Annotated in this window: 15 protein-coding genes; 10 read left to right on the top strand and 5 right to left on the bottom strand. The window is 74.4% G+C overall.

Annotated elements, in window-relative coordinates; genetic code table 11:
- Positions 1-1,041 (bottom strand): AAA family ATPase (locus LWC35_RS27140; RefSeq protein WP_232873097.1); only part of this gene is annotated, 1,041 nt, incomplete at its 3' end.
- Between the two features lie 59 nt (positions 1,042-1,100).
- Between LWC35_RS27140 and LWC35_RS27135 the strand changes: the two genes are divergently transcribed.
- A complete protein-coding gene (locus LWC35_RS27135) occupies positions 1,101-2,441 on the top strand; it encodes an MATE family efflux transporter (protein ID WP_232873096.1) in 1,341 nt (446 codons plus the stop codon).
- On the opposite strand, the gene LWC35_RS27130 is transcribed toward LWC35_RS27135, so the two are convergent.
- Entirely contained in the window at positions 2,362-4,026 is a 1,665-nt protein-coding gene (locus tag LWC35_RS27130) for a sensor histidine kinase (RefSeq protein WP_232873095.1), read from the bottom strand. The genes LWC35_RS27135 and LWC35_RS27130 overlap by 80 nt on opposite strands.
- 13 nt (positions 4,027-4,039) lie before the next feature.
- Entirely contained in the window at positions 4,040-5,551 is a 1,512-nt protein-coding gene (locus LWC35_RS27125) for a cation:dicarboxylate symporter family transporter (protein WP_232873094.1), read from the bottom strand.
- 124 nt (positions 5,552-5,675) lie between these two features.
- Here LWC35_RS27125 and LWC35_RS27120 point away from each other — a divergent pair, with 124 nt between their 5' ends.
- The 8 genes from LWC35_RS27120 (at position 5,676) to LWC35_RS27085 (ending at position 13,947) form a co-directional block, all read left to right on the top strand.
- A complete protein-coding gene (locus tag LWC35_RS27120) occupies positions 5,676-6,335 on the top strand; it encodes a response regulator (RefSeq protein ID WP_232873093.1) in 660 nt (219 codons plus the stop codon).
- Between the two features lie 11 nt (positions 6,336-6,346).
- Positions 6,347-7,231, top strand: coding sequence for a tRNA pseudouridine(55) synthase TruB (truB, locus tag LWC35_RS27115; RefSeq protein WP_308194681.1), 885 nt, complete (start codon positions 6,347-6,349; stop codon positions 7,229-7,231).
- Positions 7,232-7,259: 28 nt separating this feature from the next.
- A complete protein-coding gene (locus LWC35_RS27110) occupies positions 7,260-8,186 on the top strand; it encodes a bifunctional riboflavin kinase/FAD synthetase (protein WP_232873092.1) in 927 nt (308 codons plus the stop codon).
- 100 nt (positions 8,187-8,286) lie between these two features.
- Entirely contained in the window at positions 8,287-8,874 is a 588-nt protein-coding gene (locus LWC35_RS27105; RefSeq protein WP_232873091.1) for a hypothetical protein, read from the top strand.
- 309 nt (positions 8,875-9,183) lie between these two features.
- Positions 9,184-9,453, top strand: coding sequence for a 30S ribosomal protein S15 (gene rpsO / locus LWC35_RS27100; RefSeq protein WP_037047075.1), 270 nt, complete (start codon positions 9,184-9,186; stop codon positions 9,451-9,453).
- A gap of 209 nt (positions 9,454-9,662) precedes the next feature.
- Positions 9,663-11,918 (top strand): polyribonucleotide nucleotidyltransferase, encoded by a 2,256-nt coding sequence (locus tag LWC35_RS27095; protein WP_232873090.1) that lies wholly within the window; start codon positions 9,663-9,665, stop codon positions 11,916-11,918.
- The gene (locus LWC35_RS27090) at positions 11,915-13,216 is read left to right on the top strand and encodes a M16 family metallopeptidase (RefSeq protein ID WP_232873101.1); all 1,302 of its coding nucleotides are present in this window, start codon (positions 11,915-11,917) and stop codon (positions 13,214-13,216) included. The genes LWC35_RS27095 and LWC35_RS27090 overlap by 4 nt, the downstream gene beginning before the upstream one ends.
- Before the next feature lie 254 nt (positions 13,217-13,470).
- On the top strand, positions 13,471-13,947 hold the full coding sequence (locus tag LWC35_RS27085) for a DUF456 domain-containing protein (protein ID WP_232873089.1): 477 nt from the start codon (positions 13,471-13,473) through the stop codon (positions 13,945-13,947).
- Positions 13,948-13,969: 22 nt separating this feature from the next.
- Here LWC35_RS27085 and LWC35_RS27080 read toward each other — a convergent pair whose 3' ends face one another.
- Positions 13,970-14,110, bottom strand: coding sequence for a helix-turn-helix transcriptional regulator (locus LWC35_RS27080; RefSeq protein WP_269804874.1), 141 nt, complete (start codon positions 14,108-14,110; stop codon positions 13,970-13,972).
- Between the two features lie 205 nt (positions 14,111-14,315).
- Between LWC35_RS27080 and dapB the strand changes: the two genes are divergently transcribed.
- Complete coding sequence (gene dapB / locus LWC35_RS27075; protein WP_308194679.1) at positions 14,316-15,062, top strand: 4-hydroxy-tetrahydrodipicolinate reductase; 747 nt, start codon at positions 14,316-14,318, stop codon at positions 15,060-15,062.
- 12 nt (positions 15,063-15,074) lie between these two features.
- Here dapB and LWC35_RS27070 read toward each other — a convergent pair whose 3' ends face one another.
- Positions 15,075-15,602, bottom strand: coding sequence for a GNAT family N-acetyltransferase (locus LWC35_RS27070; protein WP_232873087.1), 528 nt, complete (start codon positions 15,600-15,602; stop codon positions 15,075-15,077).
- Positions 15,603-15,652: the final 50 nt, after the last annotated feature.

Raw genomic sequence — 15,652 nt, 5'->3', positions numbered from 1 at the left:
GTGCCGCGCGAGCTCGGCCGGGACACCGGCCGCGGCGTCCAGACGGGCCGCCAGGGCGGTGGCCGCCCGCCGGTGCAACGCGAGCGCCTCGGCCGGCGGGGTCGAGGCACGCAGGGTCTCGGCCACCAGGGCGTGCGGGAAACGGTGGCGACCCTCGTGGACGACGAGCAGGCGCGCCTCGACGGCGGGCACGAGCGCCCCGGCCAGCGCACCGACCGGCACGTCCGCCACCGCGGCGAGCAGGACGGCGTCCACCCCGGCCGTGGTGCCGGCGTCGAGGACCGCGGCGGCCCGCAGGATCCGGCGGACCGGCCCGTCGAGCAGGCCCAGCCTGCGCTCCAGCACCGCCCGCACCCCGCTCGGCAGGGCGGTGACCGCGGCGGCGTCCCCGGCGCGGAGCATGCGCACGATCTCGGCCGCGAAGAACGGGTTGCCGCCGGTGCGGCGGTGCAGGGTCGCCGTCGCCGCGTCGTCGACCTCCTCTCCGGTGGCGGCCCGCAGGGCGGTGCCGAGGTCGGCGGCGGCCAGCCCGGCCAGCACGATCCGCCGGTCGGCCGCGAGCGTGGCCATCCCGCCCGGCTCGGTGTCCCGGTAGGTGCCCAGCACCAGGACGGGCGCCTCGCCGACGTGCGCGCGGAGAGCCGCGAGCAGGCGCAGCGAGTCCGGGTCCGCCCAGTGCAGGTCGTCGAGGACGAGCAGGACGGGCGCGGCCGCCCGCAGGGCCGCGGCGACGGCGTCGAACAGCAGGAAGCGGGCCAGCTCGGCGTCGCCGTCGGCCACGGTGAGCGCCCCGGCCCGGCCCAGCCGGTCCAGCAGCTGGGCCCAGGGCCAGTAGGGCGGGGTGCCGCCCTCCTGCCGGCACGCCGCCCACGCGGTGGCGACGCCCGCCGCGCGCGACCGGGCGGCGAACTCGGCAGCCAGGGCGGTCTTGCCAATACCGGGCTCGCCGAGGACCAGCGCGGTCCAGCCGCGGCCCGTGCGCAGGGCCTCGGCCGCCGCCCCTTCGAGCTCGCGCAGCTCCGCGTCCCGCCCGACCAGCATCCCGGGAGGGTAGAGCCGACGGGCCGGGTGTGGTGGGTGCGCTGTGGAACCATGGGCCGGTGAGCTCGCCCGATCACGAGGGGGTCCCCGCCCGGCAGGTCCTCCGGCTCGCGGTGCAGGCGTTGCCCGTGCTGGCCGCGGAGCCCCTGTACGTGCTGGTCGACACCGCCGTCGTCGGGCGGCTGGGGGCGGTCCCGCTGGCCGGGCTGGCCGTCGCGGGCGTGCTGTTCGCACAGGTCACCACCGCCCTGAACTTCCTGTCCTACGGCACCACCGCCCGCTCCGCCCGGCTGCACGGCGCGGGCCGCCGGCCCGAGGCGGTGGTCGAGGGCGTGCAGGCCACGTGGGTGGCGCTCGCGGTCGGGCTGCTGGTGCTCGGGGTCGGCCAGCTGGTCGCGCGGCCCGTCGCGAACGTCCTGGGCGACGGCGGCGCGGTCGCCGACGCCGCGGTCGGCTGGCTGCGGATCGCGCTGTTCGGTGCGCCGCTCATCCTCGTCACGCTGGCGGGCAACGGCTGGATGCGCGGCGTCCAGGACACCGCGCGCCCGCTGCGCTACGTCCTCGCCGGCAACGGGCTCTCCGCGGTCCTGTGCCCGGTGCTGGTGCACGGGCTCGGGTGGGGCCTGGAGGGCTCGGCCGTCGCGAACCTGGTGGCGCAGGTGATCGTCGCGGGGCTCTTCCTGGTCGCGCTGGCCCGGGAGAAGAAGGCGCACCCGGAGGTGTCGCTGCTCCCGCGGCTGTCGCTGATCCGCGCGCAGCTGTCGATGGGCCGCGACCTGATCCTGCGCACCGCCGGCTTCCAGATCTGCTTCCTGTCGGCCACGGCGGTGGCCGCCCGGTTCGGGGCGTCGGCGGTCGCGGCGCACCAGGTCGTCCTGCAGCTGTGGAACTTCCAGGCCCTGGTGCTCGACGCCGTCGCGATCGCCGCGCAGGCCCTCGTCGGCGCGGCCCTGGGCGGCGGCGGGGCCGAGCACGCCAAGGGCGTGGCGGCGCAGGTGATCCGCTACGGGCTGGTGCTCGGGATCGTGTTCGCGGTCGTGTTCGCCGCGCTCTACCCCCTGCTGCCGGGTCTGTTCACCGCCGACGAGGCCACTCTGGACACGATCCCGCAGGCCTGGTGGTTCTTCGTGGCGCTGCAACCCGTGGCCGGCGTGGTGTTCGCGATCGACGGCGTGCTGCTCGGGGCCGGCGACGCCGCGTTCCTGCGCACCTCGACCCTGCTGGCGGCCGTCTGCGGGTTCCTCCCGCTGATCTGGATCTCCCTCGTCGCGGGCTGGGGGCTGGTCGGGATCTGGACCGGCCTGTCGCTGTTCATGCTGGTCAGGTTCGTGGCGGTGGGGTTGCGGACGCGGTCGGGACGCTGGGCGGTGCCGGGCGCGGTGCTGGGCCCTGCCGAGTAGGCAGGCCGACCCGGAAGAGTGTCCCCGGCGCGCGCGGCACCACCTCGACCGTGCCGCCGAGCCGCCGCACGATCCGCGCGACCAGCGCCAGCCCGATCCCGCGCGGCCGGTCCGGCCGGGCCTCCTTCGTGGAGAAGCCGTGCTCGAAGACGTCGTCGGCGGCCTCGGGCGGGATGCCCGGTCCGGAGTCGGCGACCTCGAGCACGTCGTCGGTCAGGCGTACCTCCACCCGCGGGTCGGGCGAGCCCTCCGCGGCGTCGAGGGCGTTGTCGACCAGGTTGCCGACGAGCGAGACGAGGTCGTCCGGGTCGAGCCGGACCGGGTCCTCGGTCTCGTCGGCGACGGTGAAGGCGATCCCCCGCTCGCCGGCGGTCCAGGCCTTATCGGTGAGCAGCGCGGCCAGCACCGGGTCGTGCACGGTGTCGAGCACCGGCCCGCGCGCCCGGTCGACGGCGGCGGTGCCGGCCCGCAGCGCGTCGTCGGTGTCGCCGAGCTGCACGAGGGTGAGCACGGTCTGCATGCGGTTGGCGAACTCGTGGGCCTGCCCGGCCAGCGCGCGGGCCCGGTCCCGGGCGGCGTCGCGCTCGCGCAGCACCTCGGCCAGCTCGGTCCGGTCCCGCAGCGTGACGACGCGGGTGCCGTCGCCGGCGCGGGGCCCGGCCGCGGTGCGCGAGAGCAACAGGACCCGCTCGCCCGCGAGGGTGAGGGTGTCGAGGACGTCCCCGTCGTCCTCCACCCCGCCCGTGGCCAGCCGGGTGACCGCCCGCAGCGCCGGGTCCACGCCCAGTTCCACCAGCTGCCGGCCCTCCACGGGTTCGTCGGGGGCGAAGCCCAGCAGCCGCCGCGCCTCGGCGTTGAGCACGACCACGCGGCCGTCCCCGTCGAGCACCATCAGGCCCTCACGGACGGCCCGCAGGACGGCGTCGTGGTGGGTGTAGGCGGCGGCGATCTCCTCGGGCTCCAGGCCGAGCGTCTGCCGCCGCACCCGCCGGGCCAGCAGCCAGGCGAGGAACGCGCCGAGCGCCACCGCCGCGGCGGCGACGAGGAGGATCCAGGGCAGCTCGCGCGCCACCAGCGCGCTGATCCGCGTCTCCAGGACGCCCACGGACACCAGCCCGACGACCTGCCCGCGGTCGGTCACCGGGACCACGGTGCGGACCGACGGCCCGAGGGTGCCCGGGTAGTCCTCGGTGTAGGCCCGCCCGGCGCGCGCCTCGGCGATGGAGCCGACGTACACCCCGCCGATGCGGTCGGGCTCGGAATGGCTGTACCGCACGCCGTCGGGCGTCATGATCACGACGAAGGCGGTGCCGGTGGCGACCCGCACGCGCTCGGCCAGGGGCTGCAAGGTCCGGGAGACGACGAGCGGATCCCCACCCGCCGCCACCGCCGCGACGACCTCCGGGTCGCCGGCCACGGACTGCGCGGTCGCCAGGGTGAGCCGGGCCGCCGCGGCGGACTCGAGCTCGCGGGCCCCGAACACCCCCAGTGCCGCGACCCCGCCGACGGTCACCAGCACCGTCACGAGCTGCAGCAGGAGCAGCCGGCTGACGAGGCGGGAGCCGCGGCGGGGTCGGGGGGACACGCCGGTGATTGTGCTACCGGAGGGACTCGTGCGTGTCGGTCCGCTCCTCGGTCCGCTCGCCGGGCGGGAGGGTCTTGCCGGTGCTCGTGACCCGGCCGGTGCGCTCGGTCGCGACCTCGTAGCCGCTGCCGGCGCCGACCGCCGCGGGCTCCTTCTCGGACTCGTCCCCGGCCCCGTCCTCGGCCGGCGAGCCGTGCTCCAGCTCCATGGCCTCGTCGACCAGCGACGGGTCGTCGAGCACCGCCTCGAGCCGCTCGCGGTCGAGCTCGCCGTTCCAGCGGGCGATGACCAGCGTGGCCACGACGTTGCCGATGCAGTTGGTCAGCGCCCGGCCCTCGCTCATCACGCGGTCGATGCCGATGATCAGCGCGATGCCCACCGCGATCGCCTCGGCCGAGAAGAACTCACCGCCGAAGGCCTGCAGCGACGCGGCCAGGGTGACCAGGCCGGCGCCCGTGATGCCCGCGGCGCCCTTCGACGTCAGCACCATCAGCAGGGCGAGGCCGATCTGCAGGCCGATCGGCAGGGACTCGTTGCCCGCCTGGATGATGAACAGCGCGCCCAGGGTCAGGTAGATGCAGGTGCCGTCGAGGTTGAACGAGTAGCCGGTCGGGATGACCAGGCCGACGGTCTGCTTCGACGCGCCCGCCGCCTCCAGCTTGGTGAGCAGGCGCGGCAGCACGGACTCCGACGACGACGTGCCGACGATGATCAGCAGCTCGTCCTTGATCAGCCGGATGACCTTGAAGATGTTGAACCCGGCCCACCAGGACACGAGCCCGAGGACGGCCACGACGAAGAACGCGCAGGTGCCCCAGAAGACGCCCATCAGCTTGACGAGGTTGGTCAGCGACGAGGCGCCGAACTGGGCGACCGTGTAGGCCATGCCGCCGAACGCGGCGACCGGCGCGGCCCACATGATCAGCTTGATGATCCCGAAGATGACCTGCGCGATCGTCTCGATCGACCCGACGACCCGCTTGCGCAGCGGCGCGGCCAGCAGCGACACCGAGCAGGCGGTGAGGATCGCCAGCACCAGGACGCGGAGGACCTCGTTCTCCACGAACGGGCCCAGGAAGCTCGTCGGGAGCAGGTCGTTGAGGACGAAGCCGGTGAACCCGGCGTCCTGTGCGCCCTGGTCGACCTGCTTGGCGGCCGACTCCAGCGCGGTCGCCGACGGCTGGCCGGTGAACCCGGAGCCCGGCGCGAAGACGTTCGCCGCGAGCAGGCCGATGGTCAGCGCGACGACCGTCGCGACCAGGAAGTAGAAGAGTGCCTTGAGCGCCAGTCCGCCGGCGCGGGCGAGGTTGCCGATCGAGGCGATGCCCACGACGACGGTGCAGAAGATCACCGGCGCCACGATCACCTTGATCATCTGGATGAAGCCGTCGGCGAGCCACTTGGCGCCCTTGGCGGCGTCGGGCGCCACGAGCCCGAACACCACACCGAGGACGATGCCGACGATGACCCAGAACCAGAGCTGGGTGAAGAAGCGCTTGCGAGGTGCGGCTTCGGTTGCTGTCACGTGTCGTCCTCCTCGACGTCCGGTGCCGGGGAGCACGCTAGGAACGTGACCGGCGCCATGTCAGGGCGTAGGCGTTCATAATTGGGTGGGGCTTGAGGTTTCGCAGGATGGGAGCAACCGGACGGTGCGCGCACTTCTGGTCGAGGACGACGAAGTGCTCGGCGGCGCCGTGGCGAAGGCGCTGGGCAACGCGGGCTTCCGGGTCCGGCACGTGACCAGGGGGGCGGACGCGCTCGCGGCGGTGCGCGAGTCCGAACCGGACGTCGTGCTCCTCGACATGGGGCTGCCGGACCGGGACGGGATCGGGGTGTGCCGCGGCATCCGGGAGGTCTCGCGGGTGCCGATCCTGGCGGTGACCGGTCGCGGGGCGGTGGAGGCGCGGGTCAGCGGGCTGCGCAACGGCGCGGACGACTACATCGTCAAGCCGTTCCTCGTCGAGGAGCTGCTGGCCCGGATCGACGCCGTGCTGCGCCGCACCCGCGGGCTCGGGGTGGCGCCCACCGTCGTCGCCGGGGACGTGGAGATCGACCTCGCGCGCCGGGCGGTCACGGTCGCGGGCGCCGAGGTGGGGTTGGCGCGCAAGGAGTTCGACCTGCTCGCGGCGCTCGCCCGCCGCGAGGGCGCCGTCGTCGCGCGGGACGAGCTGCTCGACGAGGTGTGGGGGACCACCGACTCCTCCGCGCGCCGCACGCTGGAGGCGCACGTGGCGCTGGTGCGGTCCAAGCTGGGCCGGCCGGAGGTGATCGTGACGGCACGCGGCGTCGGGTACCGGCTGGGGAAGTAGGGTCACGGCCCGTGCCCGACGCAGGACTGGTAGCCGGTGGGATCGTCGTCGTCGACAAGCCCGGCGGGATGACCTCGCACGACGTCGTCTCCCGCCTGCGGCGCATCCTGCGCACCCGCAAGGTCGGGCACGCCGGCACCCTCGACCCGATGGCCACCGGCGTGCTCGTGTGCGGGGTCGAGCGCGGCACCAAGCTGCTCGGGCACCTCGCGCTCGACACCAAGGCCTACACCGCCACGATCCGCCTCGGCGCGGCCACGACCACGGACGACGCCGAGGGCGAGGTCGTGTCGTCTGCCGACGCGTCCGGGGTCGGGGACGAGGCGATCGGCGCGGCGATGGCGGCCCGGACGGGCGAGATCCGGCAGGTCCCGTCGTCGGTCAGCGCGATCAAGATCGACGGGAAGCGGGCCTACGCGCGGGTGCGCGCGGGCGAGACGGTGGAGATCCCGGCCCGGCCGGTGACGGTGTCGGCGTTCACGCTGCTCGAGCGCCGGGGCCCGGACCTCGACGTGGTGGTGGAGTGCTCGTCCGGGACCTACGTGCGAGCGCTGGCCCGCGACGTCGGCGCGGCACTGGGCGTGGGCGGGCACCTGACGGCGTTGCGGCGCACCCGGGTCGGGCCGTTCGACCTGACCCACGCGCGCACGCTGGAGGAGCTCGAGGCCGAGCCCGGGCTGTCGCTCGACCTCGCCGGGGCGGTGGCGACCGCCTTCCCGCGCCGGGACGTCGACGCCGGCGGCGCCACCGACGTCGCGCACGGCAAACGGCTGCCCGCCGCCGGGCTGAGCGGTACCTACGGCGTCTTCGCGCCCGACGGCCGCGTGCTCGCGCTCATGGCCGACGCCGGGGGCGCGGCGAAGCCGGTCGTGGTGCTCGCCCCCGCGGGCTCCTGAGCAGGATCGGTTCCGTAGGCTGCCGATCGTGGAACGGTGGCGGGGACTCGAGGCCGTGCCCTCGGGATGGGGCCGCAGCGTCGTGACCATCGGGGTCTTCGACGGCGTGCACCGCGGGCACCGGCAGCTGATCGAGCGGGCGGTCGCCCGCGGCCGGGAGCGCGGCCTGCGCAGCGTGGTCGTCACCTTCGACCCGCATCCCGCCGAGCTGGTCCGCCCGGGGTCGCACCCCGCCGCACTGACCACGCTGGAGCGGCGTGCCGACCTGGTCGAGGAGGCGGGGGCGGACGCGTTCTGCGTCATCCCGTTCACCAACGAGCTGGCGCACATGAAGCCCGCGGAGTTCGCGCACGAGGTGCTGGTCGACACCCTGCACGCCGCGAACGTGGTGGTGGGCACCAACTTCACCTTCGGCTACAAGGCCGCGGGCGACATCGGCACCCTGCGGGACCTGGGCGTCCGGTTCGGCTTCCAGGTCGAGGCGCTCGACCTGATCACGGACGACGGGGTCACCTTCTCGTCCACCTACATCCGCTCGTGCATCGACGCGGGCGACATGGAGGCCGCCGCGGCCGCGCTCGGCCGGCTGCACCGGGTCGACGGCGTGGTGGTGCACGGCGACAAGCGCGGCCGCGAGCTGGGCTTCCCGACCGCCAACGTCGCCTGCGCGCTGCACACCGCCCTGCCCGCCGACGGTGTCTACGCGGGCTGGTTCCTGCTGGGCGAGCGGCGGCTGGCCGCGGCGATCTCGGTCGGTTCCAACCCGACCTTCTCCGGCAAGGTCCGCACCGTCGAGGCCTACGTCCTCGACGTCGACGAGGACTTCTACGGCCACGAGGTCGGCATCGAGTTCGCCCACCGCCTGCGCGGCCAGGAGCGGTTCGACGGGATCGACCCGCTCATCGAGCAGATGAACGCCGACGTCGAGCGGACGCGGGAGCTGCTGGGCGTCTGAGCTGAGCGCGGGCGCGCCGTCACCCGATCGGGCGCGGTTCCCGGTGCCGACTTCGCCCGTTCCGCCTCGGGGGCCCGGGCCCGGATGCCAGCATCCCGGGGTGGAGATCGACAGGCTCGCCACCAACCGGGAGCGCCAGCGGGCGTTGTACGGGACGCCGCTCGCCGAGCGGGTGCACCGGATGACGCGGGTCCTCGGCGTCACGCAGGGTGCACTCGCCGCAACCCTCGGGATGAGCCCGGCGATGCTGTCGCAGCTGGTCAGCGCCAAGCGCGTGAAGATCGGCGATCCCGCCGTGCTGGCCCGGCTGCTCCTGCTCGACGGGCGCTGCGCGGCCGGGCCGGTCGCGCCGGAGGACGTGCCGGCGCTGCTCGACGAGGTGCGCACCGCCCCGCCGGGGTGGACGGCGCTGCTCGCCCGCCCGGTCGGGGCGAGCCGCGAGTCCGGCTCCGTCGGCACGCCGCCGCGGCGGCACCCGTCCCCGACGCCCGGCCCGGCCCCGGGCGCCCACCCCGCGCCCGCTCCCCGCCCCGCCCGACCGGGCCCGCGTCCCGACCCCGCCCTGGTCGCGGCCGAGGCGCTCCGGCGGGTGGCGGGGCCGGCGCAGCTGGTCGCCGCGGCGTCGACCCTCGCGGCGACCTTCCCGGAGCTCGCCGCGCTGCTGCGCCGCGCCGCCGCCACCCGCTGAGCCGCGTCGTCACCACCCGCGGGGCCGCGTCGCCACCACCGGCGGGGCCGCGCTGCCGCCGTCGGGCGGGCATCGCCCCCGACGACCACAGCAGACACGTCCGACACACCCGTCACCCACCCTGACCGGCGACGATCCCCGGGTACCCGGAGGCGGGAAGGGCCGCGCTGGTAGCCTGTTCACCGGGTCCGGCTGCAGTCCGTGGCGGCCGCGACCAGCTTCCCGCCCCGACGCGGTCGCCCACCACGGCGAGTGCGTGGCCCGGGTGCGGGCCCCACGGACGTCACCACACGAAGGAGCACCACCGCAGTGGCACTCACCGCCGCAGACAAGAAGACCATCCTCGACGAGTACGGCGTCCACGAGGGCGACACCGGCTCGCCGGAGGCGCAGGTCGCGCTGCTGACCAAGCGGATCAGCGACCTGACCGAGCACCTCAAGCAGCACAAGCACGACCACCACTCCCGCCGCGGCCTGCTCCTCATGGTCGGCCGCCGCCGCCGCCTGCTGAAGTACCTGGCGTCGGTCGACGTGCAGCGCTACCGCTCGCTCATCGAGCGCCTGGGCCTGCGCCGCTGACCCGGTCCGGGGGCCGGGGCGGCGTGAGCCGCCCCGGCGTCCCGGCGCACAACTGAAGAACGACCCACTTCCGTCACCGCGCCCCATGATCCGCCGGTCCTCGGTAGTGGCTCCCGGAGAGAAGACTCCGGGGGCTTCGATCGAAGACCGGCTCCGCGGAGGATCCGGCGAGGTGGCACAGGCTCTTCACGAAGGAGAGACACCACTTCATGTCAGACCTCGAGAACGACGGCGTCCACGAGACGACCGCAGTGATCGACAACGGGAGCTTCGGCTCCCGCACCATCCGGTTCGAGACCGGGCGCCTCGCGCGCCAGGCCGCCGGATCCGTCGTCGCCTACCTGGACGACGAGACCATGCTGCTGTCCGCCACCACGGCGTCGAAGCAGCCCAAGGAGCACTTCGACTTCTTCCCCCTCACGGTGGACGTCGAGGAGCGGATGTACGCGATCGGCAAGATCCCCGGCTCGTTCTTCCGGCGGGAGGGTCGTCCGGGCACCGACGCGATCCTCACCTGCCGCCTGATCGACCGGCCGCTGCGCCCGTCCTTCGTCGACGGCCTGCGCAACGAGATCCAGATCGTGGTCACGGTCCTCTCGCTGGACCCGCAGGACCCGTACGACGCGCTCGCGATCAACGCGGCCTCCGCGTCGACGCAGCTCGCCGGCCTGCCCTTCTCCGGCCCGATCGGCGGCGTCCGCGTCGCGCTGATCGACGGTCAGTGGATCGCGTTCCCGCAGCACGAGGACCTGCAGCGGGCCGTGTTCGACATGGTGGTCGCGGGCCGCATCGTGGGTGACGACGTCGCGATCATGATGGTGGAGGCCGAGGCCACCACCGAGACGATCGAGCTCGTCGCCGGTGGCGCGCAGGCGCCCACCGAGGAGGTCGTCGCGCAGGGCCTGGAGGCGGCCAAGCCGTTCATCCGCAGTCTGTGCGTGGCCCAGCAGCAGCTGGCCGAGGTCGCCGCCAAGCCGACCCGCGACTACCCGACCTACCCGGCGTACCAGCCCGACGCGTTCGAGGCCGTCGAGAAGGCCGCGAGCGCCGACCTGGCCGCCGCGCTGGCCATCGGCCCCAAGCAGGAGCGCGAGGCGAAGATCGACGAGGTCAAGCTCTCGGTGCTCGAGTCCCTCGGCGCGCAGTTCGAGGGCCGCGAGAAGGAGCTCGGCGCCGCGTTCCGGTCGCTGAACAAGAAGCTCGTGCGCCAGCGCATCCTGCGCGACAAGGTCCGCATCGACGGCCGTGGGCTCACCGACATTCGGCCGCTGTCGGCCGAGGTCGAGGTCGTCCCGCGGGCGCACGGCTCGGCGCTGTTCGAGCGCGGCGAGACCCAGATCATGGGCGTCACCACGCTGAACATGCTGCGCATGGAGCAGCAGATCGACTCGCTGGGGCCGGAGACGCACAAGCGCTACCTGCACCACTACAACTTCCCGCCGTACTCGACCGGTGAGACCGGCCGGGTGGGCTCGCCGAAGCGCCGCGAGATCGGCCACGGCGCGCTGGCCGAGCGGGCCCTGCTGCCCGTGCTGCCCACGCGCGAGGAGTTCCCCTACGCGATCCGCCAGGTGTCCGAGGCGCTCGGCTCCAACGGCTCCACGTCGATGGGCTCGGTCTGCGCGTCCACGATGTCGCTGTTCAACGCCGGTGTGCCGCTGAAGGCGCCGGTCGCGGGCATCGCGATGGGCCTGGTGTCCGACTCGGTCGAGGGCGCGACCCAGTACGTCGCGCTCACCGACATCCTGGGCGCGGAGGACGCGTTCGGCGACATGGACTTCAAGGTCGCCGGCACGAGCGACTTCGTCACCGCGCTCCAGCTGGACACCAAGCTCGACGGCATCCCGTCCGAGGTCCTCGCGGCCGCGCTGAACCAGGCCAAGGACGCCCGCCTGACCATCCTGGAGGTCCTCCAGGAGGCCATCGACGGACCGGACGAGATGAGCACCTACGCGCCGCGGGTCACCGCGATCAAGGTGCCCGTCGACAAGATCGGCGAGGTCATCGGCCCGAAGGGCAAGATGATCAACTCGATCACGGAGAAGACCGGCGCGGACATCTCGATCGAGGACGACGGCACGATCTACGTCGGTGCCGCCGACGGCCCCTCCGCGGAGGAGGCGATCGGCATGATCAACGCCATCGCCAACCCGCAGCTGCCGAAGATCGGCGAGCGGTTCCTGGGCACGGTCGTCAAGACCGCCGCCTTCGGCGCCTTCGTCTCGCTGGTCCCCGGCAAGGACGGCCTGGTCCACATCTCGAAGCTCGGCAACGGGAAGCGGATCGGCAAGGTCGAGGACGTCGTCAAGGTCGGCGACAAGATCCGCGTCGAGGTCACCGACATCGACAACCGCGGCAAGATCAGCCTGGTCCCGGTGCCGGAGGAGGGCGCGGGCGACGCCGACGGCGCCCCGGCCGACGCGCCCGCGGAGGACACGGCCGAGCCGGCCGAGGTCTCCAGCTGACCAGCACGTCGCACCCGGACGCCCCCGGGGTGGCTCGCACCGAGCTGCCCGGGGGCGTTCGCGTGCTCACCGAGCAGGTGCCCGGCGTGCGGTCGGTCGCGCTCGGCGTCTGGATCGCCATCGGCTCCCGGGACGAGCGCCCGGACCAGGCCGGGGCCGCGCACTACCTCGAACACCTGCTGTTCAAGGGCACCGGGCGGCGCACCGCGCAGGGCATCGCCGAGGAGATGGACGCGGTCGGCGGCGAGCTCAACGCGTTCACCGCCAAGGAGCACACCTGCTACTACGCGCACGTCCTCGACGAGGACGTACCGTTGGCGCTCGACGTCCTCGCGGACGTCGTGACCAACGCCGAGCTGGCGCACACGGACGTCGAGCTGGAGCGCGGGGTGGTCCTCGAAGAGATCGCCATGCGCGACGACGACCCCGAGGACCTGCTCGGCGAGCTCTTCGACGAGACGATCTTCGGCACGCACCCGCTCGGCCGTCCCGTGATCGGCTCCGAGGAGTCGATCCGCGGGATGAGCCGCGAGACGCTGCACGACTTCTGGCGCGGCGAGTACACCACGCCGCGGATGGTCGTCGCGGCCGCCGGCAACCTCGACCACGGGCACGTCGCCGACCTTGCCGCGAAGGCGCTGGGCGACGGACCGGAGCTCGCCCCCGTCGCCCCGCGCCCGGCCGGCGGCGGACGCCTGCCCGCCCGCAAGGCCCTCGCCCTGCGCACGGACGACTCCGAGCAGGCGCACCTGCTGCTGGGCGTGCCCGGGCTGGACCGGCACGACCGGCGCCGCCCGGTCCTCGCGGTGCTCAACGCCGCGCTCGGCGGCGGGCTGTCGTCGCGGCTGTTCCAGCAGGTCCGCGAGCAGCGCGGGCTGGCCTACCAGGTGTACTCCGCGCAGGCCTGCTACGCCGACGCCGGCACCTTCTCGGTCTACGCCGGGTGCGCGCCGGAGCGGCTGGGCGAGGTCGTCGCGGTGGTGCGGGACGTGCTCGCCGGCGTCGCCGCCGACGGGCTCACCGAGTCCGAGGTGGTACGGGCGAAGGGGTCGCTGCGCGGCGGCACGGTGCTGGGGCTGGAGGACACGGCGTCGCGGATGAACCGCCTCGGCCGCTCCGAGCTCGACCACGGGCGGCAGCGCAGCGTCACGGACAGCCTCGCGCGGATCGACGCCGTCACCCCGGCGCAGGTCGCCGACCTCGCCGCCGAGCTGCTCACGCAGGACCTCACCGCGGCCGTCGTCGGCCCGTACCGCTCGGTCGACGACCTCCCCGCCGCCCTCCACGACCTCGCCTAGCCAGGCCGACGCCCGCGAGTCACGTCGCACGCTTCGGCGAGTCGCGCCGTGGCCCCCGCGAGTCGGGAGTTCCGGCACCGCGAGTCGGGAGTTCCGGCACCGCGAGTCGGGAGTTCCGGCACCGCGAGTCGGGAGTTCCGGCACCGCGAGTCGGCAGTTTGAGGCGACCGAACCCCACGCCCGTCATCGGGAACGTGCGACTCGGCGAACCGGGAAGTGCCGACTCGCGGGGTGATCTCGGTAGGGTCGACGGCGTGGTGACGGCGCTGGTCGCGGGCCTGCTGATCCTGGTCGGCCTGGTGGGGGTCGTCGTCCAGGTGCTGCCCGGGCTGATCGTGATCCTGGCGGGCGTGGCCGTGTGGGCCGTCCCGCGCGGCGACGCCCTCGGCTGGTGGGTCCTCGGCATCGCGGGCGGGCTGCTGGTCGTCGGGTCGCTGGCGAAGTTCCTGGTTCCCGGCAGGCGGCTGCGCGACGCCGGCGTGCCCGGCCGCAGCCTGCTCGCGGGCGGCGTGCTCGGGATCGTCGGCTTCTTCGTGATCCCGGTCGTCGGGCTGTTCCTCGGCTTCGTGCTTGGCGTCTACCTCGCCGAACTGGCCCGGCTGCGCAGCTCGGCGAAGGCGTGGCCGTCGACGAGGCACGCGCTCTCGGCCGTCGGCTGGAGCATCCTCATCGAGCTCGCCGCGGGCCTGCTCATGGTCGCGGCCTGGATCACCGGTCTGGTCCTGGCCTGAGGGTCGCGGCTCGCTGTCCCGGCTACCGGAAGTGCGCCGCCGGCGTGTGCCCGAAGTGCCGGCGGAAGGCGTCGACGTACCCGTTGAGCGACGCGTGGCCCACCCGCCGTGCCACCCCGGCCACCGGCAGCCCGTCGGCCAGCAGGGCGAGGGAGGCGCGCAGCCGGACCCCGCGTGCGCCAGTCCGCGAACGTCATCCCGGTGCCCACGGCGAAGGCCCGCCGCAGTGTGCTCAATCGTGCGGCAGGTGCGCGGGGAGGGAGAGCGCCCGCGTCGGCTGCCGGACGTGCTCGACCACTCGTCCCGCAGCTCGACACCGGACTGGCCGGCAACCCGGACACCGGACCCGCCGCCTAGAGTGCACGCTCGTGAGTGCGATCCGGGTGGCGGTGCTGGGGGCGAAGGGGCGCATGGGCTCGGAGGCGTGCGCGGCGGTGCGCGGCGCCGACGACCTGGAGCTCGTGGCGGAGGTCGGCTCGGCCGATCCGATCTCCGCGGCGGACGACGCAGAGGTCGTGGTCGACCTGACCCGGCCGGACGTCGTCATGGACAACCTGGAGCACGTCCTCGACCGCGGGCAGCACGCCGTGGTCGGGGTGTCCGGGTTCGACGCCGAGCGGCTCGACACGGTCCGCGGCTGGCTCGCGGACAAGCCCGGCCAGGGCGTGCTGATCGCGCCGAACTTCGGCGTCGGCGCCGTGCTGGCCATGCACTTCGCCGGGCAGGCCGCGCGCTTCTTCGAGTCGGCCGAGATCGTGGAGCTGCACCACGAGAAGAAGGTCGACGCCCCCTCCGGCACGGCCGCCCGCACGGCCTCGCTGGTCGCCGAGGCGCGCTCGGCCGCCGGGCTCGGCCCGGTGCCCGACGCCACCACGAGCGACCCCCTCGGCGCGCGCGGCGCCGCCGTCGACGGGATCCACGTGCACGCCGTGCGGATGCCCGGGATGGTCGCCCACCAGGAGGTCATCCTCGGCGGCTCGGGCGAGGTCCTGACGATCCGGCACGACTCGATGAACCGGGCGTCGTTCATGCCTGGCGTGCTGATGGCGATCCGCGCCGTGCCCGAGCGGCCCGGCCTGACCTTCGGCCTGGAGCCCCTGCTCGGGCTGTCGTAGCCGCGCACGCCGTCAGGTCAGCTCGAGGTCCAACGGGCCGGTGTGCCGGACCTCCCGCACGGTGCCCTCGCCGGTGTCGAGGGCCCGCACCGCGCCGTCGGCCGCCCAGCCGGCGCGGGCGTAGAAGGCCCGGGAGGCGGTGTCGGCCTCGGGCACCCAGGCCCGGCCCTCCTCCGAGCCGGCGCGGCGCAGGGCGGCCCCGGCCACGGCGAGCAGCCGGCCGCCGTGCCCGCGCCGGCCCCACCGGGGCTCGACGAGCAGCGCACTGACCTCCGCGATGGCCAGCCCGTCCTGCCCGGCGTAGTGCGCCGCGGCGCAGAAGCCGACGGTCCAGTCGCCCTCGAGCGCCACGAACACGTGGAACGGGTCCCCGGCGGCGACCGCATCCCGCCAGGCGCGCCGGGCGTCGTCGCCGGTCAGCCGGTCCAGGGCGGCCCGGGGGAGGATCCCCGCGTAGGCCACCCGCCAGGTCTCGGCCTGGATGCGGACGATCTCGTCGACGTCCGCGTCGACGGCGGGGCGGACCGAGGCGAGGGCCATGCGGACATTCGTACCCGGTGCCGGGGTGACGCCCGACACCGGCCGAGGGG

The sequence above is a fragment of the Pseudonocardia kujensis genome (assembly GCF_021283305.1).
In the GTDB taxonomy this organism is placed as follows: Bacteria; Actinomycetota; Actinomycetes; order Mycobacteriales; family Pseudonocardiaceae; genus Pseudonocardia; species Pseudonocardia kujensis.
The sequence above is the reverse complement of the archived record's forward strand: the minus strand, read 5'-3'. Positions and strand labels throughout refer to the sequence as shown.